This is a genomic window from Amycolatopsis sp. NBC_00355, from assembly GCF_036104975.1.
Lineage (GTDB): Bacteria > Actinomycetota > Actinomycetes > Mycobacteriales > Pseudonocardiaceae > Amycolatopsis.
Genome location: NZ_CP107982.1, coordinates 7,271,007 through 7,290,571, shown reverse-complemented (window position 1 = coordinate 7,290,571; position 19,565 = coordinate 7,271,007). Strand labels below are relative to the sequence as shown.

Annotated in this window: 19 protein-coding genes; 5 read left to right on the top strand and 14 right to left on the bottom strand. The window is 71.8% G+C overall.

Going from position 1 to position 19,565, the window contains the following annotated elements; translation table 11 throughout:
* Window positions 1-10 precede the first annotated feature (10 nt).
* Window positions 11-1,570, bottom strand: a complete 1,560-nt coding sequence (locus OHS18_RS33405; RefSeq protein WP_442874319.1) for an AMP-binding protein — start codon at window positions 1,568-1,570, stop codon at window positions 11-13.
* A gap of 265 nt (window positions 1,571-1,835) precedes the next feature.
* Between OHS18_RS33405 and OHS18_RS33400 the strand changes: the two genes are divergently transcribed.
* The 3 genes from OHS18_RS33400 (at window position 1,836) to OHS18_RS33390 (ending at window position 4,737) form a co-directional block, all read left to right on the top strand.
* On the top strand, window positions 1,836-2,540 hold the full coding sequence (locus tag OHS18_RS33400; protein WP_328445848.1) for a sigma-70 family RNA polymerase sigma factor: 705 nt from the start codon (window positions 1,836-1,838) through the stop codon (window positions 2,538-2,540).
* A 114-nt stretch (window positions 2,541-2,654) separates the two neighbouring features.
* Window positions 2,655-3,725: a DUF5667 domain-containing protein gene (locus OHS18_RS33395; RefSeq protein WP_328613527.1), complete on the top strand. Its 1,071-nt coding sequence runs from the start codon at window positions 2,655-2,657 to the stop codon at window positions 3,723-3,725.
* A gap of 94 nt (window positions 3,726-3,819) precedes the next feature.
* Window positions 3,820-4,737 (top strand): HAD family hydrolase, encoded by a 918-nt coding sequence (locus tag OHS18_RS33390; RefSeq protein ID WP_328445852.1) that lies wholly within the window; start codon window positions 3,820-3,822, stop codon window positions 4,735-4,737.
* 196 nt (window positions 4,738-4,933) lie between these two features.
* Here the strand turns inward: OHS18_RS33390 and OHS18_RS33385 are convergent, their stop codons facing one another.
* The 12 genes from OHS18_RS33385 to OHS18_RS33330 all read right to left on the bottom strand — a co-directional run bounded on the left by OHS18_RS33385 (window position 4,934) and on the right by OHS18_RS33330 (window position 17,030).
* A complete protein-coding gene (locus OHS18_RS33385) occupies window positions 4,934-5,992 on the bottom strand; it encodes a lysophospholipid acyltransferase family protein (protein ID WP_328613526.1) in 1,059 nt (352 codons plus the stop codon).
* The gene (locus tag OHS18_RS33380) at window positions 5,989-7,032 is read right to left on the bottom strand and encodes an NAD-dependent epimerase/dehydratase family protein (RefSeq protein ID WP_328445856.1); all 1,044 of its coding nucleotides are present in this window, start codon (window positions 7,030-7,032) and stop codon (window positions 5,989-5,991) included. The genes OHS18_RS33385 and OHS18_RS33380 overlap by 4 nt, the downstream gene beginning before the upstream one ends.
* Window positions 7,033-7,295: 263 nt before the next feature.
* The gene (locus tag OHS18_RS33375) at window positions 7,296-7,397 is read right to left on the bottom strand and encodes a 30S ribosomal protein bS22 (protein WP_007030867.1); all 102 of its coding nucleotides are present in this window, start codon (window positions 7,395-7,397) and stop codon (window positions 7,296-7,298) included.
* A 211-nt stretch (window positions 7,398-7,608) separates the two neighbouring features.
* Window positions 7,609-7,824 carry a helix-turn-helix domain-containing protein gene (locus OHS18_RS33370; RefSeq protein ID WP_285456379.1) on the bottom strand — a complete coding sequence of 72 codons (216 nt, stop codon included), beginning with the start codon at window positions 7,822-7,824 and terminating at the stop codon, window positions 7,609-7,611.
* Window positions 7,825-8,245: 421 nt separating this feature from the next.
* Window positions 8,246-9,055 (bottom strand): pyrroline-5-carboxylate reductase, encoded by an 810-nt coding sequence (proC, locus tag OHS18_RS33365; protein ID WP_328613525.1) that lies wholly within the window; start codon window positions 9,053-9,055, stop codon window positions 8,246-8,248.
* 147 nt (window positions 9,056-9,202) lie between these two features.
* Window positions 9,203-9,973, bottom strand: a complete 771-nt coding sequence (locus OHS18_RS33360) for a thioesterase family protein (RefSeq protein WP_328618620.1) — start codon at window positions 9,971-9,973, stop codon at window positions 9,203-9,205.
* Between the two features lie 221 nt (window positions 9,974-10,194).
* A complete protein-coding gene (locus OHS18_RS33355) occupies window positions 10,195-11,007 on the bottom strand; it encodes a sugar phosphate isomerase/epimerase family protein (RefSeq protein WP_328613524.1) in 813 nt (270 codons plus the stop codon).
* Between the two features lie 74 nt (window positions 11,008-11,081).
* The gene (locus OHS18_RS33350; protein WP_328613523.1) at window positions 11,082-12,779 is read right to left on the bottom strand and encodes a hypothetical protein; all 1,698 of its coding nucleotides are present in this window, start codon (window positions 12,777-12,779) and stop codon (window positions 11,082-11,084) included.
* Window positions 12,780-12,954: 175 nt separating this feature from the next.
* Window positions 12,955-13,938 carry a Ppx/GppA phosphatase family protein gene (locus OHS18_RS33345; RefSeq protein WP_328613522.1) on the bottom strand — a complete coding sequence of 328 codons (984 nt, stop codon included), beginning with the start codon at window positions 13,936-13,938 and terminating at the stop codon, window positions 12,955-12,957.
* A 149-nt stretch (window positions 13,939-14,087) separates the two neighbouring features.
* Window positions 14,088-14,777 carry a response regulator transcription factor gene (locus tag OHS18_RS33340; protein WP_247060263.1) on the bottom strand — a complete coding sequence of 230 codons (690 nt, stop codon included), beginning with the start codon at window positions 14,775-14,777 and terminating at the stop codon, window positions 14,088-14,090.
* Entirely contained in the window at window positions 14,774-16,015 is a 1,242-nt protein-coding gene (locus tag OHS18_RS33335; RefSeq protein WP_328445871.1) for a sensor histidine kinase, read from the bottom strand. The genes OHS18_RS33340 and OHS18_RS33335 overlap by 4 nt, the downstream gene beginning before the upstream one ends.
* A 145-nt stretch (window positions 16,016-16,160) precedes the next feature.
* Window positions 16,161-17,030, bottom strand: coding sequence for an oxidoreductase (locus OHS18_RS33330; RefSeq protein WP_328613521.1), 870 nt, complete (start codon window positions 17,028-17,030; stop codon window positions 16,161-16,163).
* A 75-nt stretch (window positions 17,031-17,105) separates the two neighbouring features.
* Here OHS18_RS33330 and OHS18_RS33325 point away from each other — a divergent pair, with 75 nt between their 5' ends.
* A complete protein-coding gene (locus OHS18_RS33325; protein ID WP_328445874.1) occupies window positions 17,106-17,747 on the top strand; it encodes a DNA-binding response regulator in 642 nt (213 codons plus the stop codon).
* Window positions 17,744-18,646, top strand: a complete 903-nt coding sequence (locus tag OHS18_RS33320; RefSeq protein WP_328613520.1) for a hypothetical protein — start codon at window positions 17,744-17,746, stop codon at window positions 18,644-18,646. The genes OHS18_RS33325 and OHS18_RS33320 overlap by 4 nt, the downstream gene beginning before the upstream one ends.
* Before the next feature lie 64 nt (window positions 18,647-18,710).
* On the opposite strand, the gene OHS18_RS33315 is transcribed toward OHS18_RS33320, so the two are convergent.
* Entirely contained in the window at window positions 18,711-19,460 is a 750-nt protein-coding gene (locus OHS18_RS33315) for a phosphoglyceromutase (protein WP_328445878.1), read from the bottom strand.
* Window positions 19,461-19,565 lie beyond the last annotated feature (105 nt).

Genomic DNA, 19,565 nt, shown 5'->3' with positions numbered 1-19,565 from the left:
GACGTCCTTACTACCGCAGCCGCACGCGGCGCAGCTTGCCGGTGGCCGAGTGCGGCAGCGACTCGGCGAACTCCACCGCGTGCGGCACCTTGTACCCGGCCAGGTGTGCCGTGCACTGGTCGACGACCTGCTGCTCGGACAGCGACGCGCCGGCGACCGGCACCACGAACGCCTTCACGGCCTCGCCGCTGCGTTCGTCGACGACCCCGACCACCGCGGCTTCGGCGACCTCCGGGAGCTGCGCGATGACCGACTCGACCTCGTTCGGGAAGACGTTGAAGCCGTTCACGATGATCAGGTCGTTGGCCCGGTCGACCAGGTGCAGGTCACCGTCGACGTCGAGGTAGCCGACGTCGCCGGTGCGGAACCAGCCCTGGTCGTCCGGCCCGTGGTCGCCGTCCGGCCAGTAACCGGAGAACAGGTTCGCGCCGCGGATCGACACCAGCCCGGTCTCGCCCTCGGCCTCGAAGACGTCGTCGACGTCGTCCGGGTCCAGCGGCACGGCCTGGTCGGTGCCGTCGCTGTCGACGAGCCGCAGCTCGACGCCGGGCAGCGGGCTGCCGACCGAGCCGGGCTTCGGGTAGCCCGTGACCAGCGTCGACGTCACGACCGGCGCGCACTCGGTGAGGCCGTACCCCTCGAAGACGTCGAGGCCGGTCGCCTCCCGGATCGCGCCCAGCACCTTCGGGTGCAGCGGTGCCGCACCCGACGTCATCCGCCGGACCGTGGCCAGCCCGCGGCCGAGCTCCCCGGCGTCGAGCGCCGCGAACTCGGCGTACATCGTCGGGACGCCGGTGATGGTGGTGACGCCGTGTTCGGCGCAGTCCTCCAGCGTGCGCTGCGCCTCGAAGCGCTCCGACAGGACGGCGGTCGCGCCGACGGAGACGGCCTGAAGCAGGCCGGGCCCGAGGCCGTAGACGTGGAAGAGCGGGATGGTGATCAGCACGCGGTCGTCGTGCTCGAGGACGCCGTCGACGCCGCTGAGCTGCTCGAGGTTCGCCAGCAGCGCGCGGTGCGACAGCATCACGCCGCGCGGCGGACCGGTGGTGCCGGAGGTGTACGAAATGACCGCGATGTCCTCGCCGGAGCCCCCGGCGCCGGCGGCCTCGACTGCTCCATCCGGGTCAGCTTCGGGCGTGAGACCCATCACCCCGGCCGGCAGTGCCGTATCCGTGTCGCGATGGATGACGACCTTGGCGCCGCTGTGCGCGAGCAGCTTCTCGAGCTCGGGTCCCGGCGACTGCGGCGACACCGGGACGGCGATCGCGCCGGCCCGCAGCGCGCCGAAGAACGCGACCGCGAAGTCGGCCGACGTCGGCAGCCTCAGCGCGACCCGGTCGCCGGGTGTGACACCGGCACCCACAAGTGTCTTGGCCTGGGCTTCGACCGCGGCCGCGAGCTCACCGTAGGTCAGCGTCCGGCCGCCTCCGGTCTCCCGCACGGCCGGGTGCTCCGGCCACGTCGCGGCGGCCCTGGTGAGCAGCTCGCCGACCCCGGACAACGTCTCTGCACCGGCACTCACCCGTGGCCCGCCTTCCCGTCGTCCTGCGAAGCGTTGCAAGTCTGTCATCTCGCGCGACGTCATGGGGAGACACCGCGAGCGTCGCCCCTTCGCAACACCCGAGCCACTACCTACTTCGCGGTAACTACACGTATGCTGCACCGAGTCGTGGGGGTGGTGATGATCACTGCCGCGACCGGAGAGAGGGAGTCGCCGTGACGAACTTGCCTGCCCACGAGGCCGTGGGGCATGCGAGCCGGCAGGCCCCTGCTCGCCCGCTGATCGGAGGTACCGTGGCTCACTGGGTCACAGCCGCCGCCGGAGGTGCCGCCCGATGACCGTGCCGACCGCCGTGAACCGCGGGCCCGTTTTCATGTTCGCCGAGCGCGTCTTCGGCCGGCCTTCGGCCGTGCCGCTCAGCAGGCAAGCCGCCTCGTCCGCCTCCGACGAAGAGCGCGCCGAAGCCGCCAAGGCCGAGGCGTGGGACCTGGTGCGCGCCGCGCAGGACGGCGACACTTCCGCGTTCGGCCGCCTCTACGACCGCTACGTCGACGTCGTCTACCGCTACGTCCTCTTCCGGCTGGGTGACCGTGACCTCGCCGAGGACGTCACCAGCGAGACGTTCCTGCGCGCGCTGCGCCGGATCACGTCCGTGAGCTACCAGGGACGTGACGTCGGCGCCTGGTTCGTCACCATCGCCCGCAACCTCGTGCTCGACCACGTGAAGTCGAGCCGGTTCCGCCTCGAAGTCGTCACCGACGAAGTGACCGAACCCGGTTCGGCGCCCTTCAGCGTCGGCGCGACCGCGCAGGCCGGCCCCGAGCAGGAGGCCATCAGCCGCGCGACCCGCACCGAGTTGTTGCGCTGCGTCGCGGAACTGGGTGACGACCAGCGAGAATGCATCATCCTGCGGTTCCTGCAGGGACTCTCCGTGGCGGAGACGGCCCAGATCATGAACCGCAACGAGGGAGCGATCAAGGCGTTGCAGCACCGGGCGGTACGCCGGTTGGCACAACTCCTGCCCACCGGATTGCGCTGAACCCGCGAACTTTTCGCTCTCTTCGGCCGATCCGGTAACCCTTACGGCTTCTGGATCGTTACTCCTGCCAGACCGGTGTCAGGACCGGCCACGGCCCGAGATGGAGCTGGCGCAGTGAGGTTTGCGCGTGAGCGAACCGAGATCGACCGGTTCGCGCGTGCTTTGGAGCCGTCCCCGGTACGCCGGGACGGCGAGTTCGCCGACGAGCTGGCCCTCGTCGGCGCCCTGCGCGAACTCGGCGACGCCGGGTCTCCGGACCTGGAGACGCGGCAGCGGATCCGTGCCGAGATCGCGGGCCGCCTGGAGACGGCGGCGGCCACCCCGGTACGGCGGTGGCGGCCGCGGACCGCCGACCTGGTGGCCGCCGCGCTCTTCCTCTTCCTCGTCCTCTCCGGCCTGACCTTGGTGCTGTCCCGGACCGCGTTGCCGGGCGACGCGCTGTACGCCGTGAAGCGCGCCGGCGAGACGACGTCGTTGAACCTCACCTTCGGTGACCAGGAGAAGGCCCAGAAGCACCTCGAGTTCGCCACCAACCGCGTCACCGAGCTGAGCGAGCTGGCCGCCGAAGGCGCGAGCGAGGCCGACTACCGGACCGCGTACGACGACTTCGCCACCGACCTGCGCGCCGGCGTCACCCAGCTGACCGCGGTCGCGACCAGCGACGGCACCGGCGCGCAGCAGCTCTCCGACGTCCGGCTGTGGGCCCGCAACCAAGCGGCGCGGCTCGCGACGCAGCAAACCGCACTGCCGGCCGACGCGGCGTCCGTGTTCGGCGACGTGCGGACCCTGCTCGGCAAGGTCCAGGAGCGCACGAGCGGCCTGGTCGCGCGGCTCAACTGCTACCAGATCACCACCGGCACCGCCGACGACCTGGGCCTGCTCCCGGCGACCGGCGAGTGCACGCAGCGCCCGGCGCCCTCTTCGGGCGGCGAGGTGTCCTCGGCGCCGACGTCCCCGACGGCGGCCGAGAGCACCACGCCGGCACCGACCGGCACGCAGCTGCCGCCCGCGGACGCGACGGCCACCGCCGAGACGCCCGCGCCGACCGGCGGGATCACCCCGCCACCGGTGTACGGCGGGCCGACGACCACGCCCCGGCCGCCGTCGACCTCGACGTCGAACCCGCCGCCGCTGGTTTCCATCCCGCCGCTGCTACCAGGCCTGCCGCCGATCATCATCGGCTGAGGTCCGGGCCACACCTGCGACACCGCGGTGGGCGGCTCGCTACGCTGTGCGAAGGATCGGACGTCCGCGAGGACGTGGTCGGACATGGGCAGACGTGGAGGCGGTGTGCGTGTCAGCTTGGCGTGGCAGGGATAAGAGTCAGGAGCTCGAACGGCTCGCCGCGCTCGCGGGCGAAGCGTCGGCCGAAGCCGCTCACGCCCGGGTGGTCTCCGAAGCCGCCGAGCCGCCCGCCCCACCCGCGCCGCCCGACCTCACCGCGGCCGCCTTCTTCGACGTCGACAACACGATGATGATGGGCGCGTCGATCTTCTACTTCGCCCGCGGGCTCGCGGCGCGCAAGTTCTTCACGTCCTCCGACCTTGCCGGCTTCGTCTGGGGCCAGATCAAGTTCCGCCTCGGCGGCCGCGAGAACAAGGAAGACATCAAGACCCACCGCGAACGCGCACTGTCCTTTGTGGCCGGACGCACGGTGGACGAGCTGACGTCGATCAGCGAAGAGATCTACGACGAGCTGATGGCGGACAAGATCTGGTCCGGTACCCGGGCGCTCGCGCAGATGCACCTCGACGCCGGCCAGCGCGTCTGGCTGGTGACGGCGACCCCGATCGAGCTGGCGGCGATCATCTCGCGCCGCCTGGGCCTGACGGGCGCGCTGGGCACGGTGGCCGAAACCCGCGACGGCGTCTACACCGGCCGCCTGGTCGGCGACCTGCTGCACGGCCGCGCGAAGGCCCACGCGGTCCGCGCGCTGGCCTCCCGTGAGGGCTTGAACCTCAAGCGCTGCACGGCCTATTCGGACTCGGCCAACGACATCCCGATGCTGTCGGCGGTGGGCACCGCGGTCGCGGTCAACCCGGACGGCGGGCTACGCGACGTGGCCCGCGCTCGGGGCTGGGAAATCCGCGACTTCCGCACCGGCCGTAAAGCGGCGAAGATCGGGGTACCTTCGGTGCTGGGGGCCGGGGCGCTGGCGGGGGCGGTGGCCGCGGGGATGGCTTACCGCCGCCGCTGATGCGCCCGGCCCAAGACGTCACTTTCCCTAGGAAAGATGCGTCACCTCACGCGGATTTCACGCCCGGCCAGGGACGTCACTTTCGCTAGGAAAGATGCGTCACCTCACGCGGACTTCACGCCCGGCCCGAGACGTCACTTTCGCTAGGAAAGATGCGTAGCCTCACGCGGATTTTACGGCCGGCGGGTAGTCGCGCTCAGCGGCGGAAAACGGACTTCCGCTGCGAAAGGCGCTGGTAGAGCGTCTGCTGGATCGACTCGCGCACCTGGTCCGTCAGCTGGAAGACCAGCATCGGGTCGTCCACGGCCTCCGGCCCGAACGTGTCCGTCGGGATCGGCTCGCCGAACTCGATGCTCCACTTCGTCGGGAGCGGGATCGCGCCCAGCGGGCCGAGCAGCGGGAAGAACGGCGTCACCGGGAAGTACGGCAGGCCCAGCATGCGGGCCAGCACCTTGATGTCGCCCAGCTTCGGGTAGATCTCCTCGGCGCCGATCACCGACACCGGGATGATCGGGACGCCCGCGCGCAGGGCCGCCGACACAAAACCGCCGCGGCCGAAGCGCTGCAGCTTGTAGCGGGACGAGAACGGCTTGCCGACGCCCTTGAAGCCCTCCGGCCACACGCCGACCAGCTCACCCTTGCGCAGCAGGCGTTCCGCGTCCGCGTTGCAGGCCAGCGTCTGACCGGACTTGCGGGCGAACGAGCCCACCAGCGGCACCTGGAACACCAGGTCGGCGCCGAGGCCGCGCAGGTGCCGGCCGCCGGTCTCGTCGTGCACCGCGACCGCCGTCATCAGGGAGTCCAGCGGCAACGTGCCCGAGTGGTTGGACACCAGCAGCGCGCCGCCCTCGGCCGGGAGGTTCTCGACGCCGAACGTGTCGACGCGGAACCAGTTCCGGTAGAGCGCGCGCAGCGGCGGGAGGAACACGGCGTCGGTCAGCTCGGCGTCGAACCCGAACTCGTCGACGGTGTAGTCGCCGGTCAGCCTGTCGCGGATGAAGCCGAGCGCGGATCTCGCCGCGTCCGAGAGCACCTCGGGCGCCGTGGCCGGCGGCTCGGCGCCGGGGAACGCGACGATCGGGGCGTCTTCGCGCGCGGCATCGGCCTCCCGCAGGTCCGCCGCGGCCGCGGAGGCGGCGGGCTGGGCCGCCGGCTTCTCGCGGCCCGGTCCGTGCAGGGGGATGACCTGTGCCTCGGCACCGCCCACCGTCTCCGCCTCGCTTTCGAAGTCGTTCAAATCGTGCGGTCTGCTCATCGGCTCTGCCCGGTCGCCGCGGCGACGAGCACCTTGCCGGCCAGACCCGCGAGCCGGCCGCCGTCGAGCACCGGGCGCAGGCCGCGGCCGACGACGTAGTCGTCGAACGCCTCCCGTGTGGTCCACCGCGGCGTGTAGCCGAACTCCTGCTTCAGCTTGGTGATGTCGACCACCCGGCCGAAGTTCAGCAGCCGCACCTGGTCGGCGGAGAAGTCGACGACACGCGCGCCGCGCAGCACCTTGCCGACCGACGGAACCACGCTCCGCGGCATCGGCAGCTCGACCCGGCCCGCTCGCCGGATCGCCTGTGAGAGCGTGAGTACCCCTTCGGAGCCGACGTTGAACACGCCGGGCTTGTCTTCGATCGTCGCGCGCTCCAAAACGGACAGCGCGTCCGACGAGTGCAGCAACTGGATGCGCGCGTCATAACCGAAAACGGTCGGCACCACCGGCAGCGCGAAGTAGCGGGACAGGACCGTGTCGGTCGAGGGCCCGATGATGTTGGCGAAGCGGAACAACGTCGTGGTGATGTCCGGACGGCGCCGCGTCAGGCCGCGCACGTAACCCTCCATCTCGACGGCGTCCTTCGCGTACCCGCTGGTCGACGTCGGGATGAGCTCGGAGTCCTCGGTGAACACCGCCTGCGAGCGCGCGCCCGCGCCGTACACGGCCGCGGTCGACTTGACGATCAGCTTGCGCACCAACGGCGAACGCTGGCAGGCCGCGAGCAGCCGCATGGTGCCGATGACGTTGACTTCCTTGATGGCCGTGCGCCGGCCCGGGCCGGCGGGGTGCGCGGTGCACGACGCGTGCACCACGGTGTCCACTTTGGCCGTGCTGATCACCTTGGCGATCAACGGGTTCCGGATATCCGCGCGGACGAACTCCGCGTTGCCCATGCGCTGCAGCACCGTCTTGTCCGGCGGTACCGTGTCGACGCCGATGACCCGCTCGAAGTCGGGGTTGTTGCCGAGGCGGGCGAGCAGTTTCCCGCCCAGCTCCCCGGCGACCCCGGTCACGAGCACGATGTTCGACGGCATACGACTCCCTGCGGTGTAGGGCGTGTGTGGGGCGGACGATCACCCGACGTGCGCGAACCTGCACTCACTGGAAGCATCGCGCGGACGCCCTTGAGATGTTACCGCTCATCAGTGGTAGCTCCCGGGTGTCTTACATGCTATTAACCGCCACGCCCCGAAAAGCGACGAGCGCCTCACTCGAACAGGGGAGGCGCGTCCACCACATGGACGTGGCCCGTCCAGAGACTGGACGGGCCACGGTCACGCTCGGCTGAGCCGGGCTACTACTTACCGGCCTTACGACGCTGCACACGCGTGCGGCGAAGCAGCTTGCGGTGCTTCTTCTTGGACATGCGCTTACGGCGCTTCTTGATCACAGAGCCCATGGGCGCTCCTTAGTTCGTCGTCGGTCACGCTGCCCGGCGCAGCGTCCAACGGGTGGAGCGCACAGGCACGAGCGGTTTTCCAGGTTACCCGCCACGTCGCGCGGGCCGGTCGGCGGGCACGTCCAAGCCCCGCGCGCCGCTGGCGGCGGCGTGCCCGCTGACCGGTTCAGCTGGCCTTTCGGGGGTCCGGCTGGCGGATCCCCCGGTTGTTTCAGCCCACGTCGTAATACGCACCCTGGAGGTACTCGTGCACTGCTTTCTCCGGCACCCGGAAGGACTTCCCGACCCTGACGGCGGGTAGCTCACCCGAGTGCACGAGACGGTAGACGGTCATCTTGGAGACCCGCATCAGCGTGGCCACTTCGGCGACCGTCAGGAACTGGACCTGCCCGACAGCGGGCAGCTCTTCCTTCTTGTTCGGCGACATTTTTACCGCGTCCTTCGACACGTGTCGCGCCACGAGGCTTCCCCACCTGTGGTATCGACACGCACGTGCTCTATCGAGAGTAGCGGGACTGGTGGGACTAATGCGACGCCTGTCACCGAGATGGGCTCCTACCAGCGCTAACGCACACCCACTCGCGCGTGCAAGACCGCCACAATCGCCCATAACGATGAATCCGGGCACCATCGAGGTCGAGAGAAGCCTCGTTCGAGCGATGAGAGCCCACTCACCGGCCACCGGCGACGGGCCCGGTGCCGAGATCGCGGGGTACCGGCCGCAGACCGGCTCGAGCGGCCTCGCCGCGCGGCTTCGGGGGCGAGGAGAAGCGGCCTCGTCGAGGACGGCCGGGCCGTTCCCGAACAACCACCACGACGACCGGAGACGTGCGCGCCGTGACGCGGGCTCAGCTCTCGTGGGCCTTGCCCAGCGCCTCCGAGCGGTCCTTGGCCGCCTCGATGGCGTCGAGCAGGGCCGCGCGGACGCCGTGCTTCTCCAGCTCGCGGATGGCGTTGATGGTGGTGCCCGCGGGCGACGTCACGGCCTCGCGCAGCAGCACCGGGTGCTCGTCCGACTCGGCGAGCATCTTCGCCGCGCCGACGGCCGACTGGATGATCAGCTGGCCGGCGAGCGCGCGCGGGAGGCCGAGCAGGATGCCGGCGTCGATCATGGCCTCGACCAGGTAGAAGAAGTACGCCGGGCCGGAGCCGGACAATGCCGTGACGGCGTCCTGCTGGGCCTCCGGCACCTCGACGACCTGGCCGACGTGCGAGAGCAGGTCCTTGACCGCGGCCAGGTGCTCGGCGGTCGCGTGGCGGCCCGCGGAGATGGCGCTCATGGCCTCGCCGACCAGCATCGGCGTGTTCGGCATCACCCGCACCACGGGCACGCCCTCGGCCAGCCGGCGCTCGTACAGCGACGTCGGCAGCCCCGCGCAGAGCGACACCACCAGCGACGACGGGCCCAGCAGCGGCGCCAGTTCGGCCAGCACGGGATCGATGTCCTGCGGCTTGACGGCCACGACGAGCACGTCGGCCTGCTTGGCGGCGTCCTCGACCTCGACGCCGCGGATGCCGTAGCGGGCCGTCAGCTCCTCGACGCGCGCCGGGTACCGCTCGGTGAAGAGCAGGTCGCCCGGCGCGTGACCACCGTGCAGCAGCCCCGAGAGCAACGCCTCGCCGATCTTTCCCGCACCCAGCACCGCGATGACCGTCATGCCGTCAAGCGTGCCAGATCGGCGCTCAGCCGCCCGGGGGCGGGCCTGGGCTCGCCGAGACGCGCCCGGTGGCTCCCGTGACCGACGAGACCGACCTGACAGCGGCGCCCAGCAGGACCGCCGGCACCGGCCCGGCCGGACCCGCGCTCAGCCGCCCGGGGCCGGTGCCAGGCCCAGCTGCCGGGCCTGGCAGACCAGCCGTCCCTGGGCGTCGATCACCGTGGCGTCCGAGTCGAACCACGACTCGTGCACCGACCGGGACTCGACGATGACCCGCAGCCAGCCCGGGGCCGGGCGGGTGCGCAGCAGGGCCGTCAGCTGGACCGTCGGGGCCCAGCCGATGCGGCCCAGGTTCATCACCACCGGCGGGTTGACGTCCGACGCCAGGAGCGTGAAGTACGGGTCGACCAGGCCGTGGCGCGGCCGGACCCACAGGCGCATCCGCGGCGGCTCACCCGTCCGGCCGGACAGGTAGCCCGCGGTCGCCGGGTCGAGCCGGACGTCGCAGCCCTTGGCCAGGTTGAACGGGCCCTCGGGGCTCTCCGGCATGGTCAGCGCCCCCGGCGACGGCTCGGCGGGCATCGACGGCACGTCGGTCCACTCCGGGCGCCGCACCGGCAGCCGGCCGGTGGTCACGCGCGCCTCGACGCAGCTGCGGCCGCGCTGCTCCAGCCGGACCTCGACGACCGTCGCGCGGCGGCCGACCTTGCGGACGTCCGTGCGCAGCAGCACCGGGCCGAGCGCGGGCGCGTGCAGGAACTCCGCGCTGACGACCAGGGGCTCGGCGTGCGGCTCCCCGCGTTCGTTCAGCGCGGCGACCCCCGCCTTGGCCAGCAGGGCCAGCAGGAACCCCCCGTGCGGATGGGACCCGATGGCCCACTCCGCGCGCAGCACCGCGGTGAAGGTGCCGTCCCCCATCGACCGCGTCGCGGTCGCCGTGTCGAAGGACACGGCGGTGCCGTCCGTTGCGCTCACGAACGCGCGGTCCCGTCCGTACCCACGGTCCCGATCGGGGAAAACAGGTCCGGACCGGGGATGGCGGAGATCAACGAGCGCAACGTGTTCACAGTCGGAACTTTACGTGTTCACGTGCCCGATTCGGTGGCGGGAGTAGTCGTGTCCTGTCGGAACGTGCTCAGTTACTGCCCCAGGTGGAAGCGTGCGAACAGCAGCGCCTCGGCGAGGTCGCGGACGCGCTGGGCCTGCGTGAGCGCGTGCCGGGTGTTGATCTCCAGCACGATCTGGCCGGCGAAACCGTTGCTGACCAGCTTCTCCAGCAGCGACGCGCACGGCTGGCCGCCGCGGCCGGGCACCATGTGCTCGTCCTTCGGGATGCCGGTGCCGTCGGCCAGGTGGACGTGGGTGAGGCCCTCCCCCATCCGCTGCGCCAGCGCCAGCGCGTCCATCCGCGCCGCCGCCGTGTGCGACAGGTCGAGCGTGTAGTGCCGGAACCCGACGTCCGTGGGGTCGATCGACGGCCGGAACGCCGACACGCGCGAGTTCTTCGACCCGCCGGGCGGCCGGACCTTGAACATGTTCTCGACGGCGATCTCGACGCCGCTGGACTCCTCCAGCTCGTCGACGAGGTCGCCGAACGCGTCGCCGTAGCGGCGCTGCCAGCGGAACGGCGGGTGCACGACGACGGTCCGCGCGCCGAGCTCCACCGCGGCGTCGACCGACATCCGCAGCCGCACCACCGGGTCCGGCGACCAGATCCGCTGGGTGATCAGCAGCGACGGCGAATGGATCGACAGCACGGGCACACCGGTGCGGCGCGACCAGCGGCGCAGGGCCGTGACGTCCTGGCTGACCGCGTCGGCCCAGACCATCACCTCGACGCCGTCGTAACCGAGCTCGGCGGCCAGCTCGAACGCCGAGCCGGCCTTGAGCGGCCACACCGACGCCGTGCTGAGCCCGACGGGCACCGGCTTCTCGTCTGTCACGCCGGACATCCTGCCTCGTCACCGAGGGTGGGCCGCACCGCCGGGCCGGGAAGGGGATCCAGGTCTCATCCCCTACCCGGCGATCAGCGTCCGACCAGCAACAACGCCGCCGGTGAGACGGTCACCACCAAGCCGACCAACACGGCGAGCACGGTGGTCTGCAGGTCCTCGGCGCGGCGGATCTTCCGCACGATCCAGACCAGCGCGACGACCACCAGCACGGCCGCGACCAGCGCGGCGGCCGGGATGTTCACCCACAGCCAGTTGAAGCCCAGCCAGACGGCGGCCCCGCCGACGACGCCGAGGGCGAGCTGCCCGGCCAGGCCGAGCCACTGCTTGCCCGGCGAGCCCGCGGGAGCCGGCTCGGCGGCCGGTTCGGGCGCGTCGTCGTACTCGTCGTCCTCGTAGCCGTCGCCCTGCTCGTACCCGTAGTCGTCCTGCTCGAAGTCCGGGCCGTCGGCCGGGTAGCCGGGCTCGGCGAACTCGCGCTCGTAGGGCTCCAGGTCGTCCGGGATCGGCGTCCGCGAGGCGCGGTCGCCGGGCGCGAACGGCATCGGCGGCGGGTAGGTGCCGGTCGGCGGGCCCGCGTCGTAGGCGGCCTGGTAGCCGCTGCCTTCGGGAGCGAAACCGTCGTCCGGCTCGAAGTCGTCGTCGGGGTAGCCGTCGTCCGGAGCGTCGGCGGGCACCACCGGCATGACACCGATCTCGGTGTCCTCCATCTGCTCCTTCTGGCGGCGCTTGCGCCAGTTGGCGAGGCCCGCGGGCGTGGAGATGTCCGGGGTCTCGGGCTGCGGCTTGCCCTTCTTCGGCCGGGCCGGGGGCGGCGGCTCTTCGTCGGGGACGGCGGAGAACTGCTCGGTGTAGGCCTCTTGCTTCGGCTGCGGACGCCGCGACGGGGCCCGGCGCGGCGGTCCGGGCGGCGCGGCGAACGTGCCGCTGGCCATCGGCCCGGGAGGCCCGGGAGGCCCGCCAGGACCGGCTGGGCCGCCGAGGCCGTCCACGTCGGCGTCCGGGGTGCCGTTGAGCCCGTCGAGCCGCGCCGACAGGGGGCTGCCGGGCGGCGGCGGGGTCGGCAGCTGCTGCGAAGGCTGCGGCGGCGGGGGCGGGCGGCGCCGGACCGGCGGCACGGCTGCCCGCGTCTCCTCGGCCGCCGGCGGGGGCGGCGGGGGCACCGGAAGCTGCTTGGACGGCTGGGGCAGCTGCTGGGACGGCTGCTGCGGGGGCGGCGGCTGGCGGCGCGGCGCACGCGGCGGCACCGGCAGCTGAGCCGACTCCTGCGGCCGCTGCGGCGCCGGCGGCTGAGCGGGCTCCGGGCGCCCGAACTGCCCGGACTCCTGGGGCGGCGCCGGGCGGTTGAACTGGCCCGACTCCTGCGGGACCGGGCGCGCGTACTGCCCGGACTCGGGGCCGGGGCGGCCCGGGGGCTGCGGCGGCCGCGGCAACGGCTGCGAGTCCGGCGGGACCACGCGGGACGCGGGCGGCGGCGGGGGTGGCGGCTCGGAACGGCGCCGGCCACCCGCCGGACGGGCGGGCGGAGCGGGGGGCGGCGGGACCGTGCCCTCGGAGTTGACCCGGTCGATGATCGCCTGCGGGCCGGTGTCGCCGATCCCCGGCCGCCGGTGCGTGCCGGTCGGGCCGGGCGGCTCCGGGGTGGCCGGTTCGTCGTCGTCATCGACGGCGCGACGTCGGCGGCGGCGTCCGCCGTCGACCTGCGCACCGTGCTGGGCGAGCAGCTCAGCCACGGTCTTCTGCGGCTGGTCGCCTCCGGTCTGGTCCGTCATACCTGGTAATCCCTCGCGCGCACCGAGTTGTCAGGGCCGGCACCTCGGGAGGCTCCCGACGGCACGCCGGCGGCGCAGCGCGCGCTGTACGTCGTCCTCTGCATGTCCGTCACCTCTCCATCGTGCCCGTGCTTCAAGCAAAACACCGTCGCGGGCGAAGTCCAGTCGTCTGCTTTCACCGGTCCTCCTGTGCGCCGAAGCGCGCCACGAGCGCGGCTCCAGTTTCATCCGCGCCGGTGGAATGGTCCAGCCGCCGCAGGATGACACCTTCTCGCAGAGCCCACGGGCAAATCTCGAGTTCCGGCACGCCGAGCGCCCGCATCGTGGCCTGCGCGACGAGCGCGCCCGCCACCAGCTGGTGCGATCGGCTCGAACTGACCCCCTCGAGCTGCGCCAGATCGGCCGAGGGCATCCGCGAGATGAAGGCCAGGAGCTGGCGCAAGGCGGTGTCCGAGAGCGTACGGCGCGCTCGCGGGCCCGCGGCCGAGGGGGCGGCGCCGGTCAGCCGGGCCAGCGACCGGAACGTCTTCGACGTCGCGACGACGCGATCCGGTTCACCCCATTTGGTGATCTTCCGCGCGAGCTCGGTGAGCTGGTCGTCGAGCCAGGCCGACGTCGCGACGAGCTCCGAGCGCGTCGGCGGGTCGTGCCGGAAGCGGGTCCGGGTGGTGCGACCGGCGCCCAGCGGCAGCGATTCGGCCAGCACGGGCTCTTCGTCGCGGCCCATCGCGATCTCCAGCGAGCCGCCGCCGATGTCGAGCACCAGCAGCTGCCCGGCCGACCAGCCGTACCAGCGGCGGACGGCGAGGAAGGTCAGCCGGGCTTCGTCGATGCCGGAGAGGACCTGCAGCTCGACGCCGGTCTCGTCGGCCACGCGGGCCAGCACTTTCGCCGAGTTCTTGGCTTCGCGGACGGCGGAGGTGGCGAACGCCATGACCTCTTCGCAGCCGAGCCGGACGGCCGCCGCCTTGGCGGATTCGACCGCGGTCACGAGCTCGTCCGCGCCGGTCTTGCTGAGGTCTCCGGTGCGGGTGATCCGCTCGGCCAGCCGGAGCACGGACTTCTCGGAATGCATCGGGGTCGGGTGGGCGCCACGGTGGGCGTCGACCACGAGCAGGTGGACGGTGTTGGAACCGACGTCGAGTACCCCTAGGCGCACGGGGGTCCAGCGTACCGGCCCGAGCGTCAGGTCTCGAACATGTAACCAACAACACTCGGTCCGGCCAAGGCCGCACTTTCGCCGTGAAAGTGTTCCGGAGTTACCACCTCCGGTACACTTTCACGGCGAAAGTGCGGTTTACGAGGGCTTTACGTCTCGAACTTGTAGCCCAGCCCGCGCACCGTCACGAGGTGGCGCGGCGAACCCGGGTCCGGCTCGATCTTCGAGCGCAGGCGCTTCACGTGGACGTCGAGGGTCTTGGTGTCGCCGACGTAGTCCGCGCCCCACACCCGGTCGATCAGCTGGCCGCGGGTGAGCACCCGGCCGACGTTGCGGAGCAGGTACTCGAGCAGGTCGAACTCCTTGAGCGGGAGCGAGACCTCCTCACCGTCGACCGTCACCACGTGGCGTTCGACGTCCATCCGGACCGGGCCCGCCGAGAGCACCAGCGGGGCCAGCTCGCCCTCGGCGCCGGGCTCGCCGCCGCGGCGCAGCACCGCGCGGACCCGCGCGATCAGCTCACGCGCCGAGTACGGCTTGGTGACGTAGTCGTCCGCGCCCAGTTCCAGGCCGACGACCTTGTCGATCTCGCTGTCGCGCGCGGTCACCATGATCACCGGCACCGCGGAACGCTGGCGCAGCTGCTTGCAGACGTCGGTGCCGCTCATGCCCGGCAGCATCAGGTCGAGCAGGACGATGTCGGCGCCGTTGCGGTCGAACTCCTCCAGCGCGGCCTGGCCGGTGCCGGCCACCGCGGCGGTGAACCCTTCCTTCCGCAGCAGGAAGGCGAGCGGGTCGGCGAACGACTCCTCGTCTTCGACGATGAGAACCCTGGTCACAGGTTTCCTCCATGATCTGGGCTTTCCTGCCCGGTAACCACGAGCCTCTGGGTGCGCTCGGGGGTCTTCTCCTGCCGTGGTGCCGGCGAGGTCTTGGCCGCCCGCGCCGGCTCGGGGGCCGGCTCGGGGCTGACGTGCGCGGGGATGCGGAGGGTGAACGTCGAGCCGGTGCCCGGCCGGCTCCACAGGCCGACCGAACCGCCGTGGTTGGCCGCGACGTGCTTGACGATCGCCAGGCCGAGCCCGGTGCCGCCGGTGGCCCGCGACCGGGCCTTGTCGGCGCGGTAGAAGCGCTCGAACACGCGGGTCTGCTCGTCCTCGGGGATGCCGATGCCGCGGTCGGTGACGGCGATCTCGACCATGCCGTCGGCCAGCCGCCTGCTGATGGACACCGGGCTGCCGGCCGGCGAGTACGCGACGGCGTTCTCCAGCAGGTTCGACAGCGCCGTGACCAGCAGCGTGCGGTCGCCCTCGATGAGCAGGCCGCTGGCCGGGTCGGTGGTGATGCTGATGTCGGCGGACTCCGCCGAGAGCGTCGTGCGGCCGAGGGATTCGCGGACGACGGCGTCGACTTCGACGACGTTGAGGTCCGGCAGCCGCTCGGCCCCCTGCAGCCGGGAAAGCGCGATCAGCTCGGTGACGAGCTGGCCGAGCCGGGTCGACTCGCGCAGGATCTTGCTGCCGAAGCGGCGGACCTCCTCGACGTCCTCGGCGGCGTCGAGCACGGCCTCGGTGAGCAGCGCGATCGCACCGACCGGGGTCTTGAGCTCGTGGCTGACGTTGGCGACGAAGTCGCGGCGCACGGCCTCCAGCCGGATGGCCTCGGAGTGGTCGACCGCCTCGACGACGGTGAAGCCGTCGCCGAGGGGCCGGACCTGGCCGAGCACCGCCTCCGGCTGCCGGCCGCGCGCTTCCAGCGGCGAGAGGTCGATCTCCAGCGCCTCGTCGGTTTCGACGACCTGTTCGGCGGCCTTGCGGGCCCGCGGGTCGGCCTGGTTGACCCGGACCAGGCCGAGCTCGTAGGCCCGCGGGTTGTGCAGCACCATGTCGCCGAACTTGTTGAGCACGACGACGCCGTTGTGGGAGGACCGGACCAGGCGCTCCAGGAGCTCCGCGACGGTCGGGCCCGGCGGGCGGGCCTCTTCGCGGCGGGTTCGCGCCCGCGCGAGGAGGTAGCCGACCACCGCACCGGCCACCAGGGCGCCGATGGCCAGTGCGAGTGAAACAGGCGTGGTCACGGGCCGATCGTAAGCGCTGTTGTGGCCCTTCGGCCTAGCGTTGTCCGCCCAGTCGTGAGCACCGCGACACCTGAGGACGACTTGTTCGCCCGGGTGTCAGCCCACGTTCACCCGGCCGATTCCCGAGCGAGACATTCCGGGTGAATCAGTTGTCCCGTTCGAGTGTCTTCAGATCCTCGTCGGTGAGTTCCAGCGCCGCCGCGGCGACGTTCTGCTCGAGGTGCGCGACGTCGCCGGTGCCCGGGATCGCGAGCACGTGCGGGCCCTGGTGCAGGGTCCAGGCGAGCCGGATCTGCGCCGGGGTGGCGTCGTGGCGCTTCGCGACCTCCGCGACCCGCGCGTCCTCACCCGTTCCGCTGGCGACGGCGAAGAACGGCACGAAGGCGATGCCGTGGTCGGCGCACAGCCGGACGAGCTCGTCGTCCTCCCGGCGCGCGGTCAGGCCGTACTGGTTCTGCACGCAGACGACCGGCGCGATCGCCAGGGCCTCGGTCAGGTGTTCCGGGCCGACGTTGGAGATGCCCAGCTCGCGGATCAGCCCCTTCTCCCGGAGGTCGGCGAGCGCGCCGAAACCGTCGGCGAGGGAGCCGGTGCCGCGGTCGAGGCCTTCGCCGATGCGGTAGTTGGCGACGTCGAGGTGGTCCAGACCCAGCTCGCGCAGGTTCTGCTCGACCTGCGCGCGCAGCTGCTCGGGCCGGGCCGTGAAGAAGGTGCCCTCGAAGTCGCGGCCGGGACCGACTTTGGTGGTGAGCACCAGGTTGTCGTACGGCGCGAGGGCGCTGTTGATGAGTTCGTTCGCCGCGCGCGGGCCGGCGAAGTAGAAGGAAGCGGTGTCGATGTGGTTCACGCCGAGCTCGACGGCGCGGCGGAGCACCGCGATGGACGTCTCGCGGTCGCGGACGCCGCCGTCCGAAGTGGACATCAGGCGCATCGCGCCGTAACCGAGCCGGTTGACTTCGAAGGAGCCGAGCTTCCAGGTGCCCGCCGCGGCGGCGGGAAGGGTGTTCGTGGTCATGCCTCCAGCTTCGCCACCTGGCCGGATCCGGGCCGGGTTTGGCAGTTTGCTGCCACGCAGCGGACACTCGAAGGTGTGGAAAAGGTGACGGACGTCGTTGTGGTGCGCGGCGAAGCGGAGCTGTTCGAGCGGACGAAGCACCTGTTCGCGGCGGCGACCGAGGTCTCGTGCGCGGCGCGGGACCTGCACACGTGGGCGACGGCGCACCCCAGCGCGCCCGAGCGGGAGCAGGCGGTGCGGGAGCACACGACCGTGCGCAAGGTCTACCAGCCCGGCGTGCTGCTCGACCCCGAGCTGGCGGAGCACCTGCGGTTCATGACCACGCACGGCGCGCGCATCCGGATCACCGAACGCGAGATCAACGAGACGATCCTGCTCGACCGCCGGATCGCGATCGTGGCCGGCGACCGCGTCGGCCACGTCCGCAGTTACACCGTCGTCAGCAACCCGGAGCTGGTCCAGGGCATCCAGTCGCTGTTCGAGGCGGCCTGGGCCGGCGCCACCGACCTCGCGGCCTACCAGGCGCGGTTCACCGAGCTCGGCGGGCGGGAGATCCTCGAGCAGCTGGCGTCGGGCTGCAAGGACGAGGTGGCCGCCCGCACGCTCGGCGTCGGCCTGCGGACCTACCGGCGCCGCGTCGCCGAGCTGATGGAGATCCTCGGCGCGTCCTCGCGGTTCCAGGCGGGTGCGCTGGCCCGCGAAGCCGGGCTTCTGTGAGGCGAGCGCTGCTGGCGCTGGTCCTCGCGACGGCGGCGTCCTCGGTGTGCTCGGCGTGCTCTTCGGCCGTCCCGGGCACGGCCGCGGCGATCCCGGGCGCGGAGAACCTCGCGGTGATCGACGTCCCGGGTACGGCCGCCGCGCTCGCCGCCGTGAAGATCGCGGCCGAAGCGGTCTTCACCTACGACTCCGCGGATCCGGCCGCGTTCGACAAGACCGCCGACGCGCATCTCACGGGCGCCGCCAAAGCGCAGTACGCGACGCTGTTCGCGCAGGTCAAGAGCAGCCCGCAGCGGGTCCGCCTGACCACCCGGGTGCTGGTGTCCGCGGCCCTCGAGCTGACCGGGAACCGGGTGCGTGCGCTGACCGTGCTCGAACAGGTCAACGGGACGACGAAGGGCCTGGCGACGGTCGCGTTCACCGCGCTCAAGGCGGACGGCGCCTGGCGGCTCTCCGACATCGCGGTGAGCCCGGCCCAGGCCCCGCCCGCGCCGCACCCCGCCGACGGCAGTCCGGCCGGCCTGCGCGACTCGGCGCTGACCGGGGCGCGGACCGCCGTGAACGCGCTGGCCTCGGCGGACAGCGCCGATCCCGAAGGCACCTACGCGCGGGCCGAAGCCGTCGCCGCCGAGCCGCTGCTGAGCGAGTACCGCCGGTCGAAGGCCGCCTACGTCGACGGGATCCGCAAGGGCGGGGTGCGCGCCGTCGTCCCGCCGGACCTGATGACCGGCGTGACGTCGGTCACCGGCGACAATGCGACGGTGCTGCTCTACGCGAACCTGCAGGTGACGGACGCGGCGGGCCAGGTGACCACCAAGCCCGTGACGGCCACGCTCGACATCGTCCGCGCGGGCGGCTCCTGGAAGGCGACCGCGATCCAGGCCGTCACCGGCTCCTGAAAGCCGTGAAGGACACCTTCAGGGACTCTATGTCCCTGAAGGTGTCCTTCACGGCTTTGGCGTGTCAGCGGCCCTGGTTCGCGACCGCGGCCGCGGCTTCCTTGGCGGCGGCCGGGTCGAGGTACTCGCCACCCGGCTTCACCGGCTCGAGGTCGTCGGTGAGGTCGTAGCGCAGCGGGATGCCGGTCGGGATGTTGAGGCCCGCGATGTCGGCGTCCGAGATCCCGTCGAGGTGCTTGACGAGCGCGCGCAGCGAGTTGCCGTGCGCGGCGACCAGCACGGTCTTGCCCGCGCGCAGGTCCGGCACGATCGCGGACTCCCAGTACGGCAGCAGGCGCGCGACGACGTCCTTGAGGCACTCGGTCAGCGGGGCGCTGTCGCCGAGGTCCGCGTAGCGGGCGTCGCCGGCCTGGCTCCACTCGTCCTTCGGGTCGATCGCCGGCGGCGGGGTGTCGTACGAGCGGCGCCAGAGCATGAACTGCTCCTCGCCGAACTCGGCCAGCGTCTGCTTCTTGTCCTTGCCCTGCAGCGCGCCGTAGTGGCGCTCGTTGAGCCGCCAGTCGCGCTTCACCGGGATCCAGTGCCGGTCCGCGGCGTCGAGGGCGATGTTCGCGGTCGAGATCGCGCGCCGCAGCAGCGAGGTGTGCACCACGTCCGGCAGCAGCGCGGCATCGGCCAGCAGCTGCCCGCCCTTGCGGGCTTCGCCCTCGCCCTGCTCCGAAAGGGGTACGTCCACCCAGCCGGTGAACAGGTTTTCCGCGTTCCACGTGCTCTGCCCGTGCCGGAGCAGCACCAACGTCCCAAGTTCGCCCATGGGGTCCAGCCTGCCAGAACGGACCACGGCGCCCGCTGGTGACCTCCCAGGTCTGGGGTTTTCCCCAGCCGACCTACACAGAGTGTGTTACCGCGGAGTAACACC

Excerpts from the sequence above, each read along its gene's own strand:
- OHS18_RS33355 (WP_328613524.1), bottom strand. The coding sequence starts at position 11,007 with ATGTCCGGCGTGACAGACGAGAAGCCGGTGCCCGTCGGGCTCAGCACG.
- OHS18_RS33375 (WP_007030867.1), bottom strand. The coding sequence starts at position 7,397 with ATGGGCTCTGTGATCAAGAAGCGCCGTAAGCGCATGTCCAAGAAGAAG.
- OHS18_RS33350 (WP_328613523.1), bottom strand. The coding sequence starts at position 12,779 with ATGACGGACCAGACCGGAGGCGACCAGCCGCAGAAGACCGTGGCTGAG.
- OHS18_RS33405 (WP_442874319.1), bottom strand. The coding sequence starts at position 1,570 with ATGACAGACTTGCAACGCTTCGCAGGACGACGGGAAGGCGGGCCACGG.
- OHS18_RS33385 (WP_328613526.1), bottom strand. The coding sequence starts at position 5,992 with ATGAGCAGACCGCACGATTTGAACGACTTCGAAAGCGAGGCGGAGACG.
- OHS18_RS33380 (WP_328445856.1), bottom strand. The coding sequence starts at position 7,032 with ATGCCGTCGAACATCGTGCTCGTGACCGGGGTCGCCGGGGAGCTGGGC.
- OHS18_RS33370 (WP_285456379.1), bottom strand. The coding sequence starts at position 7,824 with ATGTCGCCGAACAAGAAGGAAGAGCTGCCCGCTGTCGGGCAGGTCCAG.
- OHS18_RS33400 (WP_328445848.1), top strand. The coding sequence starts at position 1,836 with ATGACCGTGCCGACCGCCGTGAACCGCGGGCCCGTTTTCATGTTCGCC.
- OHS18_RS33360 (WP_328618620.1), bottom strand. The coding sequence starts at position 9,973 with ATGGGGGACGGCACCTTCACCGCGGTGCTGCGCGCGGAGTGGGCCATC.
- OHS18_RS33330 (WP_328613521.1), bottom strand. The coding sequence starts at position 17,030 with ATGACCACGAACACCCTTCCCGCCGCCGCGGCGGGCACCTGGAAGCTC.
- proC (WP_328613525.1), bottom strand. The coding sequence starts at position 9,055 with ATGACGGTCATCGCGGTGCTGGGTGCGGGAAAGATCGGCGAGGCGTTG.
- OHS18_RS33315 (WP_328445878.1), bottom strand. The coding sequence starts at position 19,460 with ATGGGCGAACTTGGGACGTTGGTGCTGCTCCGGCACGGGCAGAGCACG.